Genomic DNA, 21,736 nt, shown 5'->3' with positions numbered 1-21,736 from the left:
GGCTCATAAAAAGGTTATTCGACAAAAGTTGACTCTTTGTTGTATTGACATTATAATCATGTTATTTTGGAAGTAATTTAGTATTGCTACTTATCTATAGTGGGGTGAAAGTTTTGAAAAAAATTGGCGTCTTAACCAGTGGTGGAGATTCCCCTGGTATGAATGCTGCTGTTAGGGCAGTTGTACGTAAAGCGATCTATCATGATGTAGAGGTTTATGGAATCTACCATGGATATACAGGTTTAATCGAAGGAAGAATAGAAAAATTAGAACTTGGCTCTGTAGGTGATATTATTCACCGCGGAGGTACGAAATTATATTCTGCTAGATGTCCCGAATTTAAAACAATAGAAGGTCAGAAAAAAGGGATTGAACAGTTAAAGAAACATGGGATTGAAGGCCTAGTTGTTATTGGTGGAGACGGTTCCTACATGGGAGCAAAAAAACTAACTGAACATGGTTTTCCATGTGTAGGTGTTCCTGGAACTATTGATAATGACATCCCTGGTACAGATTTTACTATTGGATTTGATACAGCACTTAATACAGTTATAGATGCAATTGATAAAATTCGTGATACAGCTACATCACACGAACGTACATATGTTATTGAAGTAATGGGAAGACATGCTGGTGATATTGCCCTTTGGTCTGGTTTGGCTGGAGGAGCAGAAACAATCTTAATACCGGAAGCTGACTATGACATGGACAATGTTGTTGCCCGCTTAAAACGTGGTCATGAGCGAGGAAAGAAACATAGTATTATTGTAGTTGCAGAAGGTGTAGGCAGTGGAGTTGAATTTGCTAAGCAAATTGAAGAAGCTACTTCATTTGAGACTCGTGTTTCTGTACTAGGTCATGTTCAGCGTGGAGGTTCACCAACTGCTTTTGATCGTGTATTAGCAAGCAGACTAGGTGCGTATGCTGTTGAATTATTATTAGAAGGAAAAGGTGGACGTTGTGTTGGTATACAAAAGAACGAACTTGTTCACCATGATATTCTTGAAATACTAGATCAACCACATACGATTGATGATAATATGTACCGATTGTCTAAAGAATTATCTATATAAATACTAGTTGGTATCGTTACCATATTATTTTACAATGCTGAAAAGAAGAAATAAAACAATAGAACCATACTAAAAATGGGTAAAGGAAAACGAATCTAACATGGGATAAGTGAAACCTTTACCCTTCTAAATGGTAGGAGGAAACGAAATGCGCAAAACGAAAATTGTATGTACAATTGGTCCTGCGAGTGAATCAATTGATAAATTATCAGAATTAATGCAGGCTGGAATGAATGTAGCACGTTTGAATTTTTCACACGGTGATTTTGATGAGCATGGTGCAAGAATTAAAAATATTAGAGAGGCTTCTGCCGAACTAAACAAAACTGTAGCTATTCTTCTAGATACTAAAGGCCCTGAAATCCGCACAAACACAATGGAAAATGGTGCTATTGAGCTTGAGGCAGGAAAAGAAATCATTGTGTCAATGACAGAAGTAATTGGTACAACAGAAAAGTTCTCTGTTACATATGAAGGACTTATTGATGATGTACATATTGGGTCAACAATTTTACTAGATGATGGTCTAATTGAGTTGGAAGTAATCGGTCTTGACCAATCAAAAGGTGAGATTAAAACATTAATTAAAAATACTGGTACATTAAAAAATAAAAAAGGTGTTAACGTACCAGGAGTTAGTGTGAAGCTTCCAGGTATTACTGAAAAAGATGCTAAAGATATTGTTTTTGGTATTGAACAGGATGTTGACTTTATAGCTGCTTCATTCGTTCGTCGTGCTTCAGACGTACTTGAAATTCGCGAGCTCCTTGAAGAGCATAATGCAGGCCATATTCAAATTATCCCTAAAATTGAGAATCAAGAAGGTGTAGATAACATCGATGAGATTCTTGAAGTGTCAGACGGTTTAATGGTTGCTCGTGGAGATTTGGGTGTTGAGATTCCTGCAGAGGAAGTTCCATTAGTTCAAAAAGAATTAATTCGTAAATGTAATGCTCTAGGAAAGCCTGTTATTACAGCTACTCAAATGCTTGATAGTATGCAACGTAACCCAAGACCGACTAGAGCGGAAGCAAGTGACGTAGCCAATGCTATTTTTGACGGTACGGATGCGATTATGCTTTCTGGTGAGACTGCTGCCGGTACTTATCCAGTGGAAGCGGTTAAAACAATGCACAATATTGCTTCAAGAGCAGAGCAAGCTTTAGATTATAAGCAAATTTTATCGAAGCGCAGTGCTCAGGTTGGCACAACAATCACAGATGCGATTGGCCAATCTACAGCTTATACAGCTCTAAATTTAGGTGTATCAGCAATTGTTACTCCAACAGAGAGTGGACACACTGCAAGAATGATTTCAAAATATCGTCCTAAAGCACCAATCATTGCTGTAACAGTTTCTGATTCATATTCTCGTAAGTTAGCTTTAGTATGGGGTGTTTACCCAAGAAGCGGAAATCACTCAACAACAACAGATGAAATGCTAGATCATTCTGTATTAGAAGCAATTAATAGTGGACTTGTGACACATGGTGATCTTATTGTGATTACAGCGGGTGTACCTGTTGGTGAAGCAGGCACAACAAACCTTATGAAAGTCCACGTTATTGGAGATGTAATTGCAAAGGGACAAGGCATCGGACGTAAATCAGCTTTTGGTAAGGTTGTAGTGGCAAGCACTGCAAATGATGCACAAGAAAAAATGACACAAGGTGCTATACTTGTTGCACAAGGAACTGACCGTGATATGATGGATGCTCTTGAGAAAGCATCTGCTCTTGTAACAGAAGAAGGTGGCTTAACAAGTCATGCTGCTGTTGTGGGATTAAGTCTTGGAATTCCTGTTATTGTAGGTGTAGAAAACGCAACAACATTGTTAAAAGATGGTCAAGATATTACAGTAGATGCTGTTCGAGGAGTTATTTACCAAGGACATGCGAGTGTACTATAATTATCATTAAGAGGAAGGGAGTAATCCCTTCTTTTTTTTGCATTTTTGGAATAGAATAGAGAGAGTATCGAGATTTAAAAAAGGATGTTGTTTTATTAGTAGAGTTTAAGAGGTGAATACATGCGATTATTAATGTTTCTCATTATTGTTATACCTGCTCTAGAAATCGGAATTCTAATACTATCAGGAAATACAATTGGCCCAATTCCAACTGTATTACTTATTATTTTAACGGGTGTTGTAGGAGCTTGGCTTGCTAAGAAACAAGGATTGGAAACGTTAAGAAAAGCTCAGCAAGAAATGCAATATGGACAAATTCCTGGAATGGCCATTATTGATGGGCTTTGTATCTTGATTGGTGGAGTTTTGTTATTAACTCCTGGGTTTATAACAGATACAGTAGGGTTTTTATTGTTATTTCCATTTAGCAGAAATAAGTTTAAACCGATTTTATTAACAACTATTCGAAAAATGATTGATAAAAATCAGATAACGATCATAAGGTAGAAGTTAATCAAAGTAATTGCGGGGCTGATCTTAGTATCAGCCCCGTTCGTTTTACTATTATCTATTATTCCCTATGATGAATTTCCATAGGTCCTCATAAAGGCCCGCACTTTTAAATGTTTTTAATACGACTAATGCGACTGGCCCAGCTATCAGTCCTAAAAAGCCAATTAGTTGATAACCAATAAAAAGTGAAACAAGGGTAGCAAGTGGGTCAAGTCCGATATTGGAGGAAAGTACTTTTGGTTCCATTATTTGACGCTGTATTAAGACGATAAGGTATAATACTCCTAGTCCAATTGCAAGCGGTATTCCTCCACTAAACGATAAATAAATAATCCATGGAATGAACACTAAACCCGTACCTAAATATGGGAGAATATCAACTAAACCGATTAATAAAGCGATTGTAATAGCATAATCAACCCGTAAAATCAAAAGGCCTATTAAAACAATGGCGGTGGTAATGGAAATTAGGGTTGCTTGTGCACGAACAAAACCTATCAATGCTTTCTTTAACTCATCAGTAATTGTCCTTCCACTTGATTTTGCTCTCTGTGGTAGTAAACCAGAAACAGCAGATTTGAATTTATACCAATCTTTACTAATGAAAAAGGTTGCAAGTAAAGAAAAGATGATGACAGTTGCGGCATTTGGGAGCCAACTAATGATAACTGGAATATTTTCTAAAAAGCCTTTGATGAAATTTCCAACACTAGATGCAACTGATTCACCAATATTTTGAATGTTTGTGATAATGGATTGTTGTTGATTTGATTCAAGACTGTTAAAAAGGTATGTTAGTTGGTTATATAGTGGCATGATTTTTGTGACAAAAAACGTTTCGATATATACAGCTAACAACTCTAAATGTCCAGGGAGAACTCTTGCCAAATAGGTGGTGCCTGTTACAATTTCTGCTACTAAAAGAATGAGAATACCTGCAATTAAACAAATCAGTAAAATAATTGAGATAATCACTGAAAATCCTCTAGGAATCCTGAGGATCCGTTCCAACCCATTTACAAGAGGATTAATAATCATAGCAATTAAGATTGCAATTAAAAATGGATAGGTCAAAGTAGATAGATAATAACATATTGATAATGCTAAACATGTAACAGCTATAATAAGTAAAATTCTTAACATGCTATATAAATAATTCATATTCACTTAATGAATTCCTCCCCATTTTTCAATTCCTATGGGCTTTTCCAATTTTTGAATAAGGCTATATAGCATGTTTATTACATATTAAGCTTGTTTATACTATTTGAATTAATCTTTTGAGTTTCGATGGTTAGTCATGGGTTTATACATGTAATTAATTTAACCATATTACTACTTTTTGGAGGTTTTACTCAGTGTTTAGTCAACCAGTACTCTTTTTATTAATCTTATTAGGAGTTGGATTTTTAGCGAAAAATCAATCATTGTTAATAGCTGTTGGATGTTTGCTAGTCATTAAATTGATTGGATTAGAATCGAAGTTATTACCAACTATTGGGGCAAAGGGAATTAACTGGGGAGTTACAGTTATTACAATTGCTGTCTTAGTGCCAATAGCAACAGGAGAAATTGGCTTTAAACAGCTGATTGATGCTTTAAAATCTTCTTATGCTTGGATTGCTTTAGGAGCAGGGATAGCTGTCGCATTAATTGCCAAAAACGGGGCTAACGTTGTTAGCGGAAGATCCTCATATTACAACTGCTCTTGTTTTTGGCACAATTCTAGCAGTTTCGTTATTCAATGGTGTGGCTGTAGGACCTTTAATAGGGGCAGGAATAGCGTATCTAGCCATGCAAATTGTAAAACTATTTAGTTCTTAATTATATAATCCTGTAAAAAGCCAATTAATTTAGTGGAATTATACACTAATATAACAAATATATGTTATGGTTATATTAGTAAGGCAGTTTTAACGAAAGAATCCCTAAAATAAAATTTTTCTAACAAATTTTTAAGTAATAAAGTGGTTTCCATTCACAAAAGTCTGATAATTGTTTATAATAGGGATATGTTCTAAAATAATGCCTACATGATAAGGCAACCTTATCTCATCTCTTTTTGAAATGAGATAGGTATACTATCTATTATTTAAATAAGATGATCTGATAGTATATGTCACGTTCAATTTATACGGAGTGATGCTTTATCAAAATAATAAAAAATGTAAGCATTTTCTTTTTCTTTGCTTGCATGTGAGCAAGCGCTCAATCGTCTAAAAGTTTAAAATTATACTATAAATTCATGATTCGTGATCTACGAAACATAAGAGAAATATCTACTTTGACAAAAGCCTATTTCCTTACATATGGAACAGTTTATGACTGAGTCAAGTAGGATTTCTACTACTTATATCATTTAAACTTTTAAGATGAAACAAATGGGGAAAAAAGGTAAAGGAGAGGGATTTATATGACAGCAACAAAAGGTCTTGAAGGTATCGTTGCAACTACTTCATCTGTAAGCTCGATTATTGATGATACATTAACATATGCGGTTATAACATTGATGATTTAGCAGAAAACGCAAGCTTTGAGGAAGTGGTTTATTTATTATGGCACAGAAAACTTCCGAATGCAGAACAATTAAATGAAATTAAGAAACAACTTGCGGAAAATGCAAAGATTCCACAGCAAGTTATTGAACACTTCAAATCATACCCTATCAATAAAGTTCACCCAATGGCTGCTCTACGTACTGCTGTATCTTTACTTGGCTTGTTTGATGAAGAAGCAGATGTGATGGATACAGAGGCTAACTACAGAAAAGCCATCCGTCTACAAGCACAGCTTCCGATTGTTGTTACTTCTTTTGCTCGTATTCGTAAAGGTTTAGAGCCAGTTGAGCCTAGAACAGACTTATCAATGGCTGCAAATTTCTTATACACATTATCAGGAAATGAGCCAGATGAAATTGCTGTGGAAGCATTTAATAAAGCACTTGTTTTACACGCAGATCATGAATTAAATGCATCTACTTTTACAGCACGTGTATGTGTTGCGACATTATCTGATGTTTATTCTGGTGTAACAGCTGCTATTGGCGCTCTAAAAGGTCCATTACACGGTGGAGCTAATGAAGCAGTAATGAAGATGCTTTCAGAAATTGGTGAAGTAGAAAATGCTGAAAGTTATATTAATGAGAAGTTAGCAAATAAAGAAAAAATAATGGGCTTCGGACATCGTGTATACCGTCAAGGTGACCCAAGAGCGAAGCACTTAAAGAAGATGTCTGAAAAGCTAACAAAAATCACAGGTGAACCAAAATGGTATGAGATGTCAACAAAAGTTGAAGAATTAGTTACTTCTCAAAAACCACTTCCGCCAAATGTTGATTTCTATTCAGCATCTGTTTACCATAGCTTAGGCATTGATCATGATTTATTCACACCAATCTTTGCTGTAAGCCGTGTATCAGGATGGTTAGCTCATATTCTAGAGCAATATGAAAATAACCGATTAATTCGTCCACGTGCAGAGTATGTTGGACCAGAAAAACAAGCTTATATTCCTTTAGACCAAAGAGGATAATTTTATAGTGATATAGAATAGTGAAGAGGCAATTCCACATTGTCCTCCCTCTATGGGAGGATTACTGTGTGGAATCGTTTTCTACGCTTTCAATATAAAGGCTTTTTATAAAAGGCCTGAATAATATAAATTTAATTAATTTTATAAAAACAAAAGTAACAACACTTTAAGAGAAGAGAATCTATTGGTAAAATAGATTTGAAAAATCAATTACATAACCCGGGAGGTAATTTTCTTGACACAAGGTGAAAAAATTACAACAACTAATGGAGTATTAAACGTACCAAACAACCCAGTAATCCCATTCATCGAAGGAGATGGTATTGGTCCTGATATCTGGGCGTCTGCATCACGTGTTTTAGAAGCAGCTGTTGAAAAAGCATACAACGGAGAAAAACAAATCGTATGGAAAGAAGTATTAGCTGGTGAAAAGGCTTTTAACCAAACAGGTGAATGGTTACCAGCAGAAACACTTGATATGATTCGTGAATATCTAATTGCAATCAAAGGACCTCTAACAACACCAATCGGTGGAGGAATTCGTTCTCTAAACGTTGCACTTCGTCAAGAATTAGATTTATTCACTTGCTTACGTCCAGTGCGCTATTTCCAAGGTGTACCTTCTCCAGTTAAACGTCCAGAAGATACAGATATGGTTATCTTCCGTGAAAATACAGAAGATATTTATGCTGGTATTGAATATGCAAATGGTTCAGATGAAGTTAAAAAGCTTATCAGCTTTTTACAAAATGAAATGGGTGTTAATAAAATTCGTTTCCCAGAAACATCTGGTATCGGAATTAAGCCTGTATCACAAGAAGGTACTAGCCGCTTAGTGAGAGCTGCTATTAACTATGCAATTGAACATGGCCGTAAATCAGTAACACTTGTTCACAAAGGTAACATTATGAAATTTACTGAAGGTGCTTTCAAAAACTGGGGTTATGAACTAGCTGAGAAAGAATTCGGTGATAAAGTATTTACATGGGCTGAATACGACCGCATCGTTGAAAACGAAGGTAAAGATGCTGCAAACAAAGCTCAAGCTGATGCTGAAGCAGCAGGGAAAATCATTGTAAAAGATTCTATTGCAGATATCTTCTTACAACAAATTCTAACTCGTCCACGTGAGTTCGATGTTGTTGCGACAATGAACTTAAATGGTGACTATATCTCTGATGCACTTGCTGCACAAGTTGGTGGTATCGGTATTGCTCCAGGGGCAAACATTAACTATGAAACAGGACATGCAATTTTCGAAGCAACTCACGGTACTGCTCCTAAATATGCAGGTCTTGATAAGGTTAACCCATCTTCTGTTCTTCTTTCTGGTGTTCTTATGCTTGAGCATTTAGGATGGACTGAAGCTGCTGAATTAGTAATGAAATCAGTAGAGAAAACTATTGCTTCAAAAGTTGTAACTTATGACTTTGCTCGTTTAATGGAAGGTGCAACTGAAGTTAAATGCTCTGAGTTCGGTGATGAATTAATCAAAAACATGGGTTAATTTGTAACCTAAAATGCTCTGTTAAAAAACACAGTAATTAGGGTATCTAGGTACTCTGCAAGAATTGACCATAAAAAGTCGAATATATATCTAAGAGGGGCTTTGCGCATAAATGTATTTCATTTATGCGCTTTGCCCTCTTTCCTAATTTATACAGAATTTAAGGAGATGTTTACATATGGCTATTAACCGTAAAAAAGTTTCCGTAATTGGTGGGGGCTTCACTGGAGCCACCACAGCGTTTTTATTAGGGCAAAAAGAACTTGCAGATGTAGTATTAGTTGATATTCCTCAAATGGAAAACCCGACAAAAGGGAAAGCTCTTGATATGCTTGAAGCTAGTCCGGTACAAGGTTTCGACGCAAACATTACCGGAACATCTAATTATGAAGACACAGCAGGTTCTGATATTGTTGTCATTACAGCAGGTATTGCTAGGAAGCCAGGTATGAGTCGTGACGATCTTGTTACAACAAATGCAGGCATTATGAAGGCTGTAACAAAAGAAATTGTTAAGTATTCTCCTGAATGCACGATTATTGTGTTAACCAATCCTGTAGATGCAATGACTTATACAGTTTTTAAAGAGTCAGGTTTTCCTAAGCATCGTGTGATTGGACAATCAGGAGTGTTAGATACAGCTCGTTTCCGTACGTTTGTTGCACAAGAGCTTAACCTTTCTGTGAAGGATGTAACAGGGTTTGTTTTAGGTGGACATGGTGATGATATGGTACCTTTAGTACGCTATTCTTATGCGGGTGGTATTCCTCTCGAAACATTAATGTCTAAAGACAGATTAGATGCAATTGTTGAAAGAACACGTAAGGGTGGCGGTGAAATCGTTAATCTACTAGGAAACGGCAGTGCATACTATGCACCTGCAGCTTCACTAGTGGAAATGGTAGAGGCCATTTTAAAAGATCAACGACGAGTTCTTCCCTCGATTGTCTATCTTGAAGGAGAATATGGCTTTGATGGAATCTACCTAGGTGTTCCAACTGTACTAGGTGGAAATGGTCTTGAACAAATTATTGAGCTTGAACTCACCGAAGAAGAAAAAGCAGCTCTTGAAAAATCTGCTGATTCTGTTAGAAACGTTATGAAAGTATTATCTTAAGAAAGTGTTTAAAATAAAAAGAAAGTTGAGGATTTCCTCAATTTTCTTTTTTACTAAGAAATAATCTAATAGTAAAATTGCAGTGTTGTAAATTAGTCACTAATTTGGAAAAAGGGGTGTTAAAATGCTTCTTGGCAAAAAGAGAAAGATTGGTAGACATATCGAAGAAATATCGGTCGGAGAAAAATTAACTCTAACAGAAAAAATTGAAGATAAAGATTTACTTCTTTATTTAGGATTAACCAATGATGCCAACCCACTTTATATTCAGCATGACTATGCCTCACAAACTCCTTATGAAAAGCCAATTGTACCAACAATCATGCTAACTGGAATCATTACAGCAGCTGTATCGAAATATTTACCTGGTCCAGGAAGCCACATTGTAAACCAAGAAATTTCATTCCTTCAACCGTTATACCATTATGATGTTGTCCAATTTTTGTTTGAGGTAGGAGAAGTCCATACTTCAGAAAACAAAATTATAGTAGATATTCATGCTGTGAATAGTGAAGAACAAACCGTGCTAGAAGGAAAAATCACAGTATGCCCTCCTCATAAAATGACTCCAATGGAAGGCAAAGCATTAGAAAATTTCTAACTAAATTGTGCCGAGAACTAACTGACTCTATTTGGAGCCAGTTTTTTTATATTTAAATAAAAACATTATTTTAAACAATAGTTGCCCTTTTTCCCTACTATTCGCTAGAATAGAACTAACATATATAGAGAAAAAACGAATAAAATAGATTGGTTCAATTGAAGGGAAATTTGATCTCTGGAGGCCTATATGAGTAAGAGAGTATTAGTAGTAGATGATGAACAATCAATTTCAACCTTGTTAAAGTATAATTTGGAACAAGCAGGCTATACAGTCTCAACAGCTATGGATGGTGAAGAAGGTCTGAATCTTTGTATAAAAGAAGAGCCTGATTTACTTGTGCTTGATTTAATGCTTCCAAAAATGGATGGAATTGAAGTGTGTAAACAGCTTCGACAAAGGAAAATCATGGTGCCAATTCTTATGCTTACAGCAAAAGACGATGAATTTGATAAAGTATTAGGCTTAGAATTAGGTGCAGACGATTATATGACAAAGCCTTTTAGCCCTAGAGAGGTTGTAGCAAGAATAAAGGCTATATTGAGACGCAGTCAGTCGCAGCCTGAACCTGAGGTACAAGAAATTGAGGATGAAAATCAAGTACTGATTGGCGATTTACGAGTGTTACCTGATCACTACGAGGCTTATTATGGAAAAGAGCGTTTGGATTTAACTCCAAAAGAATTTGAATTACTAGTGTATTTAGCAAAGCATAAGGGAAGAGTTCTTACAAGAGATCAGCTGCTCAGTGCGGTTTGGAATTATGATTTTGCTGGTGATACTAGAATTGTGGATGTTCATATTAGTCACTTACGAGAAAAAATAGAAAGAAATACAAAAAAACCATTATATATTAAAACAATAAGAGGGTTGGGGTACAAGCTTGAGGAGCCAAAGCTGAATGAATAGATTTCGTTCACGCTTTTTGTTTGCCCTTATTACATTAATCATTGCTGTACTGGTTGGCTTAGGGTTATTGCTAGGGCAAATTTTTAATAGCTACTATTTGAACACGTTTAAAGAAGAGTTACAAAGAGAAGCACACTCAATCTTAACGATAATATCTCGTGAGGATTTATCAAATTCTCAAATCTCAGAATTACTTTCTGACTTAGGGAAGAATTATAAATCACATATTACTATTATAGATGAAGATAATACCATTTTGTTTGATGCAGGTGAACTAACACAAGATCTGGATATGAATTCATTAAAGAATAACGTACTTCCAATCATGAGGGGACAAACTAAGGGGTATTATTATAGTGACCAAGTTCATGGGCTGGCTTATTATGGATTGCCTATAAAGGAAAAAGCTGCTTATGAAGGGATTGTGCTCGTTAGCGCGTCTGTAAGCTCTTTAACTAAAGTAAATCAACAAATGTGGGGTATTCTAGTAGCTAGTCTCGGCATCGCATTCATCATTATATTATTAATTGGAGTAAGAATTACAGCCCAATTTACTAGACCGATTGAGTCTGCAATTAAAGTATCAATGGAACTTGCAAAGGGAAATTATAAAGCACGTACATATGAAGATCATTTAGACGAAACAGGAATACTGAGTCAGTCAATTAATATACTTGCTAGAAATCTTCAAGATATGACAAGGGCACAGGAAATGCAACAAGATCGTTTGCAAACGTTAATTGAAAATATGGGAAGCGGGCTAATTTTGATTGATGGAAGAGGTTATATTAACTTAGTCAACAGGGCATATAAAGAATTATTTGAAGTTGACTCAGCTAAGTTTCTTTATCAATTATATTATGACGCATTTACTCATAAAGAAATTATTGAAATTGTGGAAGAGATTTTTATGACTGAGGTAAAGGTCAGAAAGCAGCTTCATCTTCCCTTGAAGATTGAACGTAAGCATTTTGAAGTGTATGGGGCACCTATTATTGGAACTAATGATGAATGGAAAGGAATTGTCCTTGTATTTCATGACATTACTGAACTTAAAAAACTCGAACAGATGCGTAAGGATTTTGTTGCGAACGTATCACATGAATTAAAAACACCAATCACATCGATTAAAGGATTTAGTGAAACATTACTGGACGGAGCGCTTAGTGATAAGCAGACAGCTGAATACTTCCTTTCCATTATTCTAAAGGAAAGCGACCGTTTACAATCTTTAATTCAAGATTTGCTTGATTTATCGAAAATTGAACAGCAAGGATTTGAATTATCGATCCAAACATGTGATTTACGAGAGATCTTGGATGATATTATCGTAATGTTAGAAAGTAAAGCAAGAGAAAAAGAGGTAGAGCTTTCTGTCTCTTTACCTGAAGGTCTTACTTATATTGAAGGCGACATTTATCGATTAAAGCAAATTTTTATTAATTTAATTAGTAATGCTCTAACATATACTCCACAAGGTGGCTCTGTTCATGCAAAAGTGGATAAATATCCTGATTATGCAATCGTCACTGTTTCAGACACAGGGATCGGCATTAAAACGGAGGAAATTCCACGTATTTTTGAGCGTTTCTATCGTGTTGACAGGGCGAGAAGTAGAAACTCTGGTGGAACAGGTTTAGGTTTGGCAATTGTAAAACATTTGGTGGAAGCTCATAAAGGTCAAATTAGTGTGGAAAGTGAAGTTGGAAAAGGTACTACGTTTACAGTTAAGCTGAATAGAAAATTTGATGAAACTTCATAACGGAGTGACCGTAAAACCTTTCTATCTGTTAATTTCGACATTATTTACAATTAATTTACACTAGGTTTATTATTACTTAATAAAATGTTGGTAATATACTAAGTGAAAACCCCTTCATCCAAGGAGCCAATCTTTTGGACGTGAGTTTACCAAATAAACTCACGTCCCTTTTTTTGTTGTCATAATAAATCCTCAAAAATTCAACTCTTCATAAATTTATTTTCTAATTAATACTAATAGTGGGAAGCTATTAAAAGGGAAATATGAAACCTTTTTAATGATGATTCGTATATAACTTAACAAGAAAAATAAAGCAGTACATACTAAATGTACCGAATAAGAAAGGCAGGGGTTGGATGTTAAGTATAAAACGAGTACTCATGATCTTCGGATTTGCGTTGTTAATTGTGGTCTTAGGAATTGTTGCTTTTACTTCATGGTATACCGTAGATGAGTCAGAACAAGCCGTGATGATCACTCTTGGAGAGGTAGAAGAAGGAATTAGTGAACCAGGATTACATTTTAAGATGCCATGGCCAATCCAATCAGTTGAAGTTCTATCTAAAGAAACCTTCAGTTTACAGTTTGGTTATGAAGAATCTGAGGATGGTGAAGTGAAAGATTTCCCAAAAGAAACAAAAATGATTACAGGTGATGAGAATATCGTTTTAGCAGATATGGTCGTTCAGTGGAAAATTACCGAGCCAGGTAAATATTTATTTAATGCGGAAAATCCACAGGAAATGTTAGAAGATGCTACTTCAGCAAGCTTGAGAAGTATTATTGGAAGCTCAACAATTGATGATGCTTTAACATCTGGAAAGGTAGAAATTGAGAAACAAGTCCAGGAGTTATTATCGAATCTTGTAGATGGATATGATATTGGCATTACCATTTTAGCCGTAAAGCTTCAGGATGTTGATTTACCAAATGAAGAGGTTAGAAAAGCTTTTACAGCTGTTACTGATGCCCGTGAAACGATGAATACACGTAAGAATGAAGCAAATAAATACCGAAATAAACGAACAGAGGAAGCACAAGGGGAAAAGGATGCGATTATGTCTTCAGCAGCTGGTGACAAAGCTGCCCGAATGGAAGAGGCTCGTGGAGATGTTGCGCAATTCAATGCCATTTATAACGAATATGTTAATAACAAAGAAATTACACAAAAACGTTTAGTATTAGAGACAATAGATCAAGTTCTCCCAAATGCTGAGATTTATATTATGGAAGACAACGGAAACACAATGAAGTATTTGCCGATTAAAGATCCGGCTTCAAAGCCTGTCGTACCAGCTGAACAGGAAGGAAGTGATACGAATGGACAATGATAATATTGTCAACATGGAGGAGAAGAAACCTGCTTTTTCATTTAAAGGGTATTTACGCGGAGGGATTATTCTTCTGGTATTAATTGTCTTACTTGTGTTAATATTCACCAACCTTTTTATTGTTAAAGAAAATGAATATAAGGTTGTCCGTCAATTCGGTGAAGTTGTGAAGATTATTGAAGAACCAGGATTAAGCTTTAAAATACCGTTTATTCAATCAGTTACAACTCTTCCTAAATATCAAATGACTTATGATGTAGAAGAGGCTGAAATTAATACAAAGGATAAGAAGAGGTTAATCATTGATAACTATACAGTTTGGCGAATAAGTGACCCTAAAAAGATGATCTCCAATGCAAGGTCGATTGTTAATGCTGAAACGAAGATGGCTGAATATGTTTTTTCAACAGTTCGTTCTGAACTAGGTCAATTAAACTATGATGAGATTATTAATGATGAAAAATCTTCAAGAGGAAGTTTAAATGATAAAGTAACGGAAATTGTTAATAATTTATTAGAAAATGGTAACTATGGGATCGTTGTTACAGATGTGAGAATGAAAAGAACAGATTTACCGGCTGAAAATGAGCAGTCAGTATTCACACGAATGATTTCTGAACGTGAATCAACTGCACAAGGGTATTTGTCAAAAGGTGATGCTGAAAAGAATCGAATCATCGCAGAGACTGATCGAGAAGTAAAAGAGATGCTAGCAAAGGCACAGGCAGATGCTGATGTTATTCGAAGTGAGGGTGAAAGGGAAGCAGCTAAAATTTATAATACTGCTTACTCTAAAGATCCAGGCTTCTATGAGATGTATCGAACATTACAATCTTATAAACAAACAATTGATGAAGAAACCGTCATTATTATTCCGTTTAATTCTCCTTATGCTTCCTTGCTAAAAGGAGTTCAGTAAACTTTATACAGACCCCTGATTTTCCTTTCTATTTAAAGACATGATAAAATAGAGGGAAATAAGGGGTCTTTTTTTGGTTTATTGCTAATTTAGGTACATGTACAAGTAAAAGAGTGCTCCAGGACCTCCTGCAAAAAGAGAGTGTCTGAATTAGAAATCAATAGACCAGTAAAAGAGAGCTTTAGACATAAAATGTTGAACAAGAGCTTGTTCAACACTGAATACAGGAGGCTGTAAAAGTTGACGAAAAAAATAGTATTAATTGATGGGAATAGTATTGCCTATAGGGCTTTCTTTGCCCTGCCATTATTAAATAATGACAAAGGTGTACATACGAACGCAATTTATGGATTTACCATGATTTTAATGAAAATACTAGAAGATGAGAAGCCGTCTCATATGCTTGTGGCTTTTGATGCTGGTAAAACAACATTTAGACATAAAACATTCCAAGAATACAAAGGTGGAAGACAAAAAACTCCACCTGAGCTATCAGAGCAATTTCCGTTTATTCGAGAACTATTAGATGCTTATCAAATCTCAAGATATGAACTGGAAAACTATGAAGCAGATGATATCATCGGTACTCTTTCCAAACAGGCTGAACAGGATGGCTATGAAGTTAAGGTAATATCAGGGGACAAAGATTTAACTCAATTGGTTACAGATAAAATAACAGTTGATATTACAAAAAAAGGGATAACAGATGTAGATTCTTACACTCCTGACTTTGTGATGGAAAAGTATGGATTAACTCCCGAGCAAATTATTGATATGAAAGGTCTTATGGGAGATACGTCTGATAATATTCCTGGTGTACCGGGAGTGGGAGAAAAAACAGCAATAAAACTGTTAAGTGAGTTTAAAACATTAGAGAGTGTATTAGATTCAATTGAAAAAGTAAGTGGGAAAAAATTAAAGGAAAAGCTTGAAGAAAATCGCGAGCAGGCTTTAATGAGTAAAAAGCTTGCAACGATTGACTGTGAAGCACCCTTAGCAATCACATTGGATGAAGTACAATATGAAGGCTTCGATGCTAGTAAAGTAAAGGAAATCTTTAAGGAACTAGGATTTAATTCTTTATTAGAAAAAATGGGTGAAGAAGTAGCTGAGGAAGAAATATACGAGGATATCAGCTTTGAAAACGTAACAGAGCTTACCTCAGATATACTGACAGATGAAGCAGCAATGTATGTAGAAATACTAGAGGATAGTTATCACCAAGCTGACATAAGTGGCTTTTCAATTATAAATAAAAATGGTCATTATTATATATCAGCTCAACTTGCTCTTAATTCTGATTTATTTAAGGAATGGGCTGCAGACGAAACCAAACGTAAAACAGTTTATGATGGTAAAAAAACAACGGTTGGCTTAAGTTGGAAAGGAATCTCTTTAAAAGGAATTGACTTTGATATTTTAATTGCGGCTTATCTATTGAATCCTTCGGCAACATTTGATGACGTAGCTAGTGTAGCTAAATCACATGGCATATCGATTGTACAAGCTGATGAGGTTGTTTATGGAAAAGGAGCAAAACGTTCTATTCCTGGTGAAGAGACTCTTAGTGAGCACCTTGTTCGTAAGGGGTTAGCGATCTTTGATTTAAAAGAAAAGTTAATTGAACAACTCGAACAAAATGATCAATCATCTTTATTGTATGACTTAGAATTACCTTTATCTCTTATTCTTGCACAAATGGAAGCTGAGGGAATAGCTGTTGATGTGGACCGTTTGAAAGACATGGGTGAACATTTAGCAGAACAATTAAACGCTCTTGAAAAAAATATTTATGAGCATGCTGGTGAATCATTTAATATTAATTCTCCAAAGCAGCTTGGTGTTATTTTATTTGAGAAGCTTCAGCTGCCAGTCGTGAAAAAGACGAAAACAGGTTATTCAACTTCAGCGGATGTATTAGAAAAGCTTGAAGATAAGCATGAAATCGTAAAGGATATCCTTCATTATCGTCAGTTAGGTAAATTACAATCAACCTATATTGAAGGGTTATTAAAAGTTGTTCATAAAGACACGCATAAAATTCATACTCGTTTTAACCAGGTGCTAACAACAACAGGAAGACTTAGCTCAATCGATCCTAACCTACAAAACATACCGATTCGATTAGAAGAAGGACGTAAGATTCGTCAAGCTTTTGTACCTTCTCATAAAGATTGGGTCATTTTTGCAGCTGACTATTCACAAATTGAATTAAGGGTATTAGCTCATATCGCAAATGATCAAAATTTAGTAGAAGCCTTCCAGAATGATTTAGACATTCATACGAAAACAGCTATGGATGTATTTCATGTTGAAGAAGATGAAGTGACTTCAAATATGAGAAGACAAGCCAAGGCTGTTAATTTTGGCATCGTATACGGAATCAGTGATTTTGGTCTTTCTCAAAGTTTGGGGATTACTCGTAAAGAAGCCGGTGAATTTATCAAGCGTTATTTAGAATCCTTTGTTGGAGTACAGGACTATATGGATGATATTGTAGCTGATGCAAGAGAGAAGGGTTATGTTAAAACATTGCTTCATCGAAGAAGGTATATTCCTGAAATCACGAGCAGAAACTTTAATCTTCGTAGCTTTGCTGAACGAACAGCTATGAACACTCCAATTCAAGGAAGCGCAGCCGATATTATCAAAAAAGCGATGATTGATATGGCGGCAAGATTAAAGCAAGAAAAGCTGCAAACAAAGCTGTTATTACAGGTGCATGATGAATTGATTTTTGAAGCTCCTAGAGAAGAAGTGTCAATTTTAGAAGAAATTGTTCCAGAAGTAATGGAAAATGCGGTTGAGTTAAAAGTGCCATTAAAGGTGGACTATTCTTATGGAGATTCCTGGTATGATGCAAAATAAGCATAGAAAACTGTAGGGGCTTGATTGGCCCCTTTACTTTTCATTAGAACTTGGTGATAAGCCAAGCACTAATGTGAAAAGGATGTGAACAAATTACAATGCCTGAATTACCAGAGGTTGAAACGGTACGACGAACGTTGCTTCAGTTAGTGAAAGGGAAAACGATTAACGGAGTCAATATTCATTGGCCGAAAATCATTAAAAAGCCAGAAGAGCCTGAACAATTTAGAGATGCAATCATTGGTCAAACAATTCATGATGTTCAGCGCAGAGGCAAATTTTTAAAATTTATACTAGATGATTTTGTTCTTGTTTCTCATTTGCGAATGGAAGGAAGATATGGTTTATATCAACCACAAGAGGAATTTGATCATCATACACATGTTATTTTTACGTTTACAGATCATACGGAATTAAGATATCGGGATGTTCGAAAGTTCGGGACTATGCATTTATTTAAGAAGGGAGAAGAAGAAAGTACACTCCCACTTTCCCAACTAGGGCCTGAGCCATTTTCTGAAGAATTCACGGTGGAATATCTTCGAGGTCGTCTGGCAAAAACTGAACGGAAAATTAAAACGGCTTTGTTAGATCAATCAGTTGTTGTGGGACTTGGCAATATATATGTAGATGAAGCTCTTTTTAGATCAAGTATTAAACCAGATCGTATAGCCAGTAAATTAACAAAAGCGGAATATAAGATTTTACATGAGCAAATCATTAAAACCCTTGAAGAAGCAGTTGCTCAAGGAGGTAGTACTGTTCGTTCATATGTAAATACACAAGGTGAAATCGGTATGTTTCAGCTTCAATTATACGTTTACGGCAGAACAAATGAGCCATGTAAAAAATGTGGAAAAACATTAACAAAAACAGTCGTGGGCGGACGTGGAACTCATTATTGTGAGCAATGTCAAAAATAGGTCGAAGAAAAAAGGCAAAAGACATAAATATGTTTTTTGCCTTTTTTGTTTATAAAGAATCAATATAAATCATAAGGTAATCCATACTCAAAAAATAAAGCGACCTTCTTTAACATTCTCTGGGCGTTCATCATACACTATGTTAGCAATTAGAAGGAAGGGGCTAGGCAGTATGTTTCAATATACATCACTCTTGTTATTAGCGTTCGCAGTTAGTTTGGATAGCTTTTCGGTTGGATTTACGTATGGAATGAGAAAGATGAGGATCCCTTTTAAGTCGATTTTTATTATCGCATGTTGTTCAGCGGCCACGATGCTTGGGGCAATGTTTCTTGGTGAACTTTTAACAAGAGTTTTTCCGGTTTATATAACAGAAAAGCTTGGTGGCTTTATTTTAATGCTTATTGGGGCATGGGTCTTATACCAATTTTTCCGTCCTGCAAAAGAAGAAACTTCAGTTGAAGAAGAAACGGAAAAAATGTTAATTAATTTTGAAATCAAAACATTTGGAATTGTCATTAACATACTTAGAAAACCTATGACGGCAGATATTGATAAATCTGGTACGATTACAGGTGTAGAAGCATTGTTACTCGGGCTGGCATTATCACTCGATGCCTTTGGAGCGGGTATTGGCGCTGCGTTATTAGGTTATTCTCCTATTGTAATGAGTTTATTAGTAGCGTGTATGAGCTCGTTATTTGTATCGATTGGCATTAAATCAGGACATATTTTCTCTAAATTTGCGTGGATGGACAAATTTTCTTGCCTCCCGGGTATTATTCTCATTATGATAGGAATATGGAAACTTTAGACAATGGAGGCTTATCATAGTGACAGTAGTTATCGGTCTAACTGGTGGAATTGCAAGTGGTAAAAGTACAGTTTCAAATATGTTGAAAAACCTGGGAATTCGGGTTGTTGATGCAGACCAGATTTCTAGGGAAGTGGTTGAAGTTGGAAAGCCAGCTTATCAACAAATACTTTCTGTTTTTGGTGATGAAATACTTCATCAAGATAAAACGATAAATCGAGAAAAGCTTGGTGCCATTATTTTTGGTGACCATTCAAAAAGAGAGCAATTAAACAAAATAGTACATCCGGCAGTTAGAAAAGAAATGCTAAACGGAGTTGAAGAAGAAAAAGCTAAAAATTCAAAGGCAGTCGTTCTTGATATACCACTGCTTTTTGAAAGTAAATTAACTCATATGGTTGACAAAACCATTCTAGTGTATGTGGATGAAAAAACACAGCTTAAACGTCTTATGAAGAGAAATGGATATACAGAGAAAGAAGCTAAAATGAGAATCGAGTCACAGCTTCCATTACACACGAAAAAAGATCTCTCAGATGAAATTATTGACAATAATGGCGCGATTGAGCAGACAGAAAAGCAGTTACATGAAATCTTAAAGAAACTAATTTAACCAAGAGACTTTTATAGTCTCTTTTTTTAATTTCTCTAATCTCATCAAAAGTCTGTTTTATAAAAATGTAAATTTTAATAACACACTTTTTGATTCAATGTGTTATACTAATTGTATAAAATAATTTAAAAGTATGACATATAATAGAGAGGGGAAACGATGATGAGAGCCAATATTGCAATAAATGGGTTTGGTCGAATTGGGAGAATGGTTTTTAGGTATGCAATGATGGAAGATATGAATATTGTGGCGATCAATGCAAGTTATCCAGCTGATACTCTTGCTCATTTAATAAAATATGATACAACTCACGGGAAATTTCAGGGGGAAGTAATTGCCTATGAAGACCATTTACTTGTAAATGGTCAAAAGGTGTTATTAATAAATGAACGTGACCCTGAGAAGCTTCCTTGGGATGTTTTAGGGATTGATATTGTTATTGAGGCAACAGGGAAGTTTAATAGCAGGGAAAAGGCAATGCTCCATGTTAAAGCGGGAGCAAAGAAGGTGATCTTAACTGCACCTGGTAAAAATGAAGATATTACGATTGTGATGGGAGTTAACGAAAATCAGTTTGATGCTAATCAACATAAAATTATTTCGAATGCGTCGTGTACAACAAATTGTCTTGCTCCGGTCATTAAGGTGATAGATGAATCTTTCTATATAAAAAATGGTTTAATGACAACCGTACATGCTTATACAAATGACCAGAAAAACATTGACAACCCGCATAAGGATTTGAGAAGGGCTAGAGCTTGTGCGCAATCCATTATCCCGACAACAACTGGTGCAGCAAAGGCACTAGAGCTTGTTCTCCCAAACATGAAAGGCAAGTTACATGGTATGGCTTTACGAGTCCCAACACCAAATGTTTCATTAGTTGACCTTGTAGTTGATGTAGAAAAGCCTGTTACTGTAGAGGAAGTTAATCGAGCTTTCCAATTTGCTTCAAGGGGCTTTTTTAAAAGGGATTCTAGACTTCACGACTGAGCCGTTAGTATCAATTGACTACAATACAAATCCACATTCAGCTATCATTGACGGTTTATCAACAATGGTAATGGAAAATCAAAAAATAAAAGTTTTAGCTTGGTATGATAATGAATGGGGTTATTCATGCCGTGTTGCCGATTTAACAAAATTAGTAGCAAATAGTATGACTCATTTATTAGAGGTATAAAAAATATTTTGGATAATAAAGTTCCCGGCGGTTAAAGTAATAAATGTGTGACCGAATATTTGATTAACCCTTTAACTAATTTTTTTCAAAAGTGTGTTGCAAAACAAATACAAACAAAGTATACTATTTTTCGTGAACTTCTTATCAAAGCCAAGGTGTTATG

15 protein-coding genes and 3 pseudogenes are annotated in these 21,736 nt (G+C 35.5%); 17 read left to right on the top strand and 1 reads right to left on the bottom strand.

Going from position 1 to position 21,736, the window contains the following annotated elements; genetic code table 11:
- Positions 1-113: 113 nt before the first annotated feature.
- The 3 genes from pfkA to MVE64_RS07010 all read left to right on the top strand — a co-directional run bounded on the left by pfkA (position 114) and on the right by MVE64_RS07010 (position 3,489).
- Positions 114-1,073 (top strand): 6-phosphofructokinase, encoded by a 960-nt coding sequence (pfkA, locus tag MVE64_RS07020; RefSeq protein WP_098795029.1) that lies wholly within the window; start codon positions 114-116, stop codon positions 1,071-1,073.
- A 148-nt stretch (positions 1,074-1,221) separates the two neighbouring features.
- Complete coding sequence (gene pyk / locus MVE64_RS07015; RefSeq protein WP_247345010.1) at positions 1,222-2,982, top strand: pyruvate kinase; 1,761 nt, start codon at positions 1,222-1,224, stop codon at positions 2,980-2,982.
- Positions 2,983-3,102: 120 nt separating this feature from the next.
- Positions 3,103-3,489 (top strand): FxsA family protein, encoded by a 387-nt coding sequence (locus MVE64_RS07010; protein WP_247345007.1) that lies wholly within the window; start codon positions 3,103-3,105, stop codon positions 3,487-3,489.
- Positions 3,490-3,546: 57 nt separating this feature from the next.
- On the opposite strand, the gene ytvI is transcribed toward MVE64_RS07010, so the two are convergent.
- A complete protein-coding gene (gene ytvI / locus MVE64_RS07005) occupies positions 3,547-4,662 on the bottom strand; it encodes a sporulation integral membrane protein YtvI (RefSeq protein WP_247345004.1) in 1,116 nt (371 codons plus the stop codon).
- 191 nt (positions 4,663-4,853) lie between these two features.
- Here ytvI and MVE64_RS07000 point away from each other — a divergent pair.
- The 14 genes and pseudogenes from MVE64_RS07000 to MVE64_RS06935 all read left to right on the top strand — a co-directional run bounded on the left by MVE64_RS07000 (position 4,854) and on the right by MVE64_RS06935 (position 21,573).
- A pseudogene (locus MVE64_RS07000) lies at positions 4,854-5,319 on the top strand (DUF441 domain-containing protein).
- Positions 5,320-5,908: 589 nt separating this feature from the next.
- A pseudogene (gene citZ, locus MVE64_RS06995) lies at positions 5,909-7,026 on the top strand (citrate synthase).
- 235 nt (positions 7,027-7,261) lie between these two features.
- Positions 7,262-8,533, top strand: a complete 1,272-nt coding sequence (gene icd / locus MVE64_RS06990; RefSeq protein WP_247345002.1) for an NADP-dependent isocitrate dehydrogenase — start codon at positions 7,262-7,264, stop codon at positions 8,531-8,533.
- A 178-nt stretch (positions 8,534-8,711) separates the two neighbouring features.
- Complete coding sequence (mdh, locus tag MVE64_RS06985; RefSeq protein ID WP_247344999.1) at positions 8,712-9,650, top strand: malate dehydrogenase; 939 nt, start codon at positions 8,712-8,714, stop codon at positions 9,648-9,650.
- 124 nt (positions 9,651-9,774) lie between these two features.
- On the top strand, positions 9,775-10,251 hold the full coding sequence (locus MVE64_RS06980; protein WP_247344996.1) for a MaoC/PaaZ C-terminal domain-containing protein: 477 nt from the start codon (positions 9,775-9,777) through the stop codon (positions 10,249-10,251).
- 189 nt (positions 10,252-10,440) lie between these two features.
- On the top strand, positions 10,441-11,160 hold the full coding sequence (locus MVE64_RS06975; RefSeq protein WP_231307996.1) for a response regulator transcription factor: 720 nt from the start codon (positions 10,441-10,443) through the stop codon (positions 11,158-11,160).
- A complete protein-coding gene (gene pnpS / locus MVE64_RS06970; protein WP_247344993.1) occupies positions 11,153-12,922 on the top strand; it encodes a two-component system histidine kinase PnpS in 1,770 nt (589 codons plus the stop codon). Before MVE64_RS06975 ends, pnpS begins: the two co-directional genes overlap by 8 nt.
- A 356-nt stretch (positions 12,923-13,278) precedes the next feature.
- Positions 13,279-14,253 (top strand): FtsH protease activity modulator HflK, encoded by a 975-nt coding sequence (hflK, locus tag MVE64_RS06965; RefSeq protein ID WP_247344990.1) that lies wholly within the window; start codon positions 13,279-13,281, stop codon positions 14,251-14,253.
- On the top strand, positions 14,243-15,172 hold the full coding sequence (gene hflC, locus MVE64_RS06960) for a protease modulator HflC (RefSeq protein ID WP_247344987.1): 930 nt from the start codon (positions 14,243-14,245) through the stop codon (positions 15,170-15,172). Before hflK ends, hflC begins: the two co-directional genes overlap by 11 nt.
- 240 nt (positions 15,173-15,412) lie before the next feature.
- Positions 15,413-18,040 (top strand): DNA polymerase I, encoded by a 2,628-nt coding sequence (gene polA / locus MVE64_RS06955; protein WP_247344984.1) that lies wholly within the window; start codon positions 15,413-15,415, stop codon positions 18,038-18,040.
- A 98-nt stretch (positions 18,041-18,138) separates the two neighbouring features.
- Positions 18,139-18,963 (top strand): DNA-formamidopyrimidine glycosylase, encoded by an 825-nt coding sequence (gene mutM, locus MVE64_RS06950; RefSeq protein WP_247344982.1) that lies wholly within the window; start codon positions 18,139-18,141, stop codon positions 18,961-18,963.
- A gap of 172 nt (positions 18,964-19,135) precedes the next feature.
- Complete coding sequence (gene ytaF / locus MVE64_RS06945; protein WP_231307991.1) at positions 19,136-19,777, top strand: sporulation membrane protein YtaF; 642 nt, start codon at positions 19,136-19,138, stop codon at positions 19,775-19,777.
- A gap of 19 nt (positions 19,778-19,796) precedes the next feature.
- Positions 19,797-20,390, top strand: coding sequence for a dephospho-CoA kinase (gene coaE / locus MVE64_RS06940; RefSeq protein ID WP_247344979.1), 594 nt, complete (start codon positions 19,797-19,799; stop codon positions 20,388-20,390).
- Between the two features lie 162 nt (positions 20,391-20,552).
- Positions 20,553-21,573: pseudogene (locus MVE64_RS06935) on the top strand (glyceraldehyde-3-phosphate dehydrogenase).
- Positions 21,574-21,736 lie beyond the last annotated feature (163 nt).

Origin of the sequence: Metabacillus endolithicus (assembly GCF_023078335.1) — a bacterium.
Taxonomy (GTDB): domain Bacteria; phylum Bacillota; class Bacilli; order Bacillales; family Bacillaceae; genus Metabacillus; species Metabacillus endolithicus.
The sequence above is the reverse complement of the archived record's forward strand: the minus strand, read 5'-3'. Positions and strand labels throughout refer to the sequence as shown.

Excerpts from the sequence above, each read along its gene's own strand:
- pyk (WP_247345010.1), top strand. The coding sequence starts at position 1,222 with ATGCGCAAAACGAAAATTGTATGTACAATTGGTCCTGCGAGTGAATCA.
- mdh (WP_247344999.1), top strand. The coding sequence starts at position 8,712 with ATGGCTATTAACCGTAAAAAAGTTTCCGTAATTGGTGGGGGCTTCACT.
- hflK (WP_247344990.1), top strand. The coding sequence starts at position 13,279 with ATGTTAAGTATAAAACGAGTACTCATGATCTTCGGATTTGCGTTGTTA.
- MVE64_RS06980 (WP_247344996.1), top strand. The coding sequence starts at position 9,775 with ATGCTTCTTGGCAAAAAGAGAAAGATTGGTAGACATATCGAAGAAATA.
- MVE64_RS06975 (WP_231307996.1), top strand. The coding sequence starts at position 10,441 with ATGAGTAAGAGAGTATTAGTAGTAGATGATGAACAATCAATTTCAACC.
- ytaF (WP_231307991.1), top strand. The coding sequence starts at position 19,136 with ATGTTTCAATATACATCACTCTTGTTATTAGCGTTCGCAGTTAGTTTG.
- pnpS (WP_247344993.1), top strand. The coding sequence starts at position 11,153 with ATGAATAGATTTCGTTCACGCTTTTTGTTTGCCCTTATTACATTAATC.
- mutM (WP_247344982.1), top strand. The coding sequence starts at position 18,139 with ATGCCTGAATTACCAGAGGTTGAAACGGTACGACGAACGTTGCTTCAG.
- MVE64_RS07010 (WP_247345007.1), top strand. The coding sequence starts at position 3,103 with ATGCGATTATTAATGTTTCTCATTATTGTTATACCTGCTCTAGAAATC.
- hflC (WP_247344987.1), top strand. The coding sequence starts at position 14,243 with ATGGACAATGATAATATTGTCAACATGGAGGAGAAGAAACCTGCTTTT.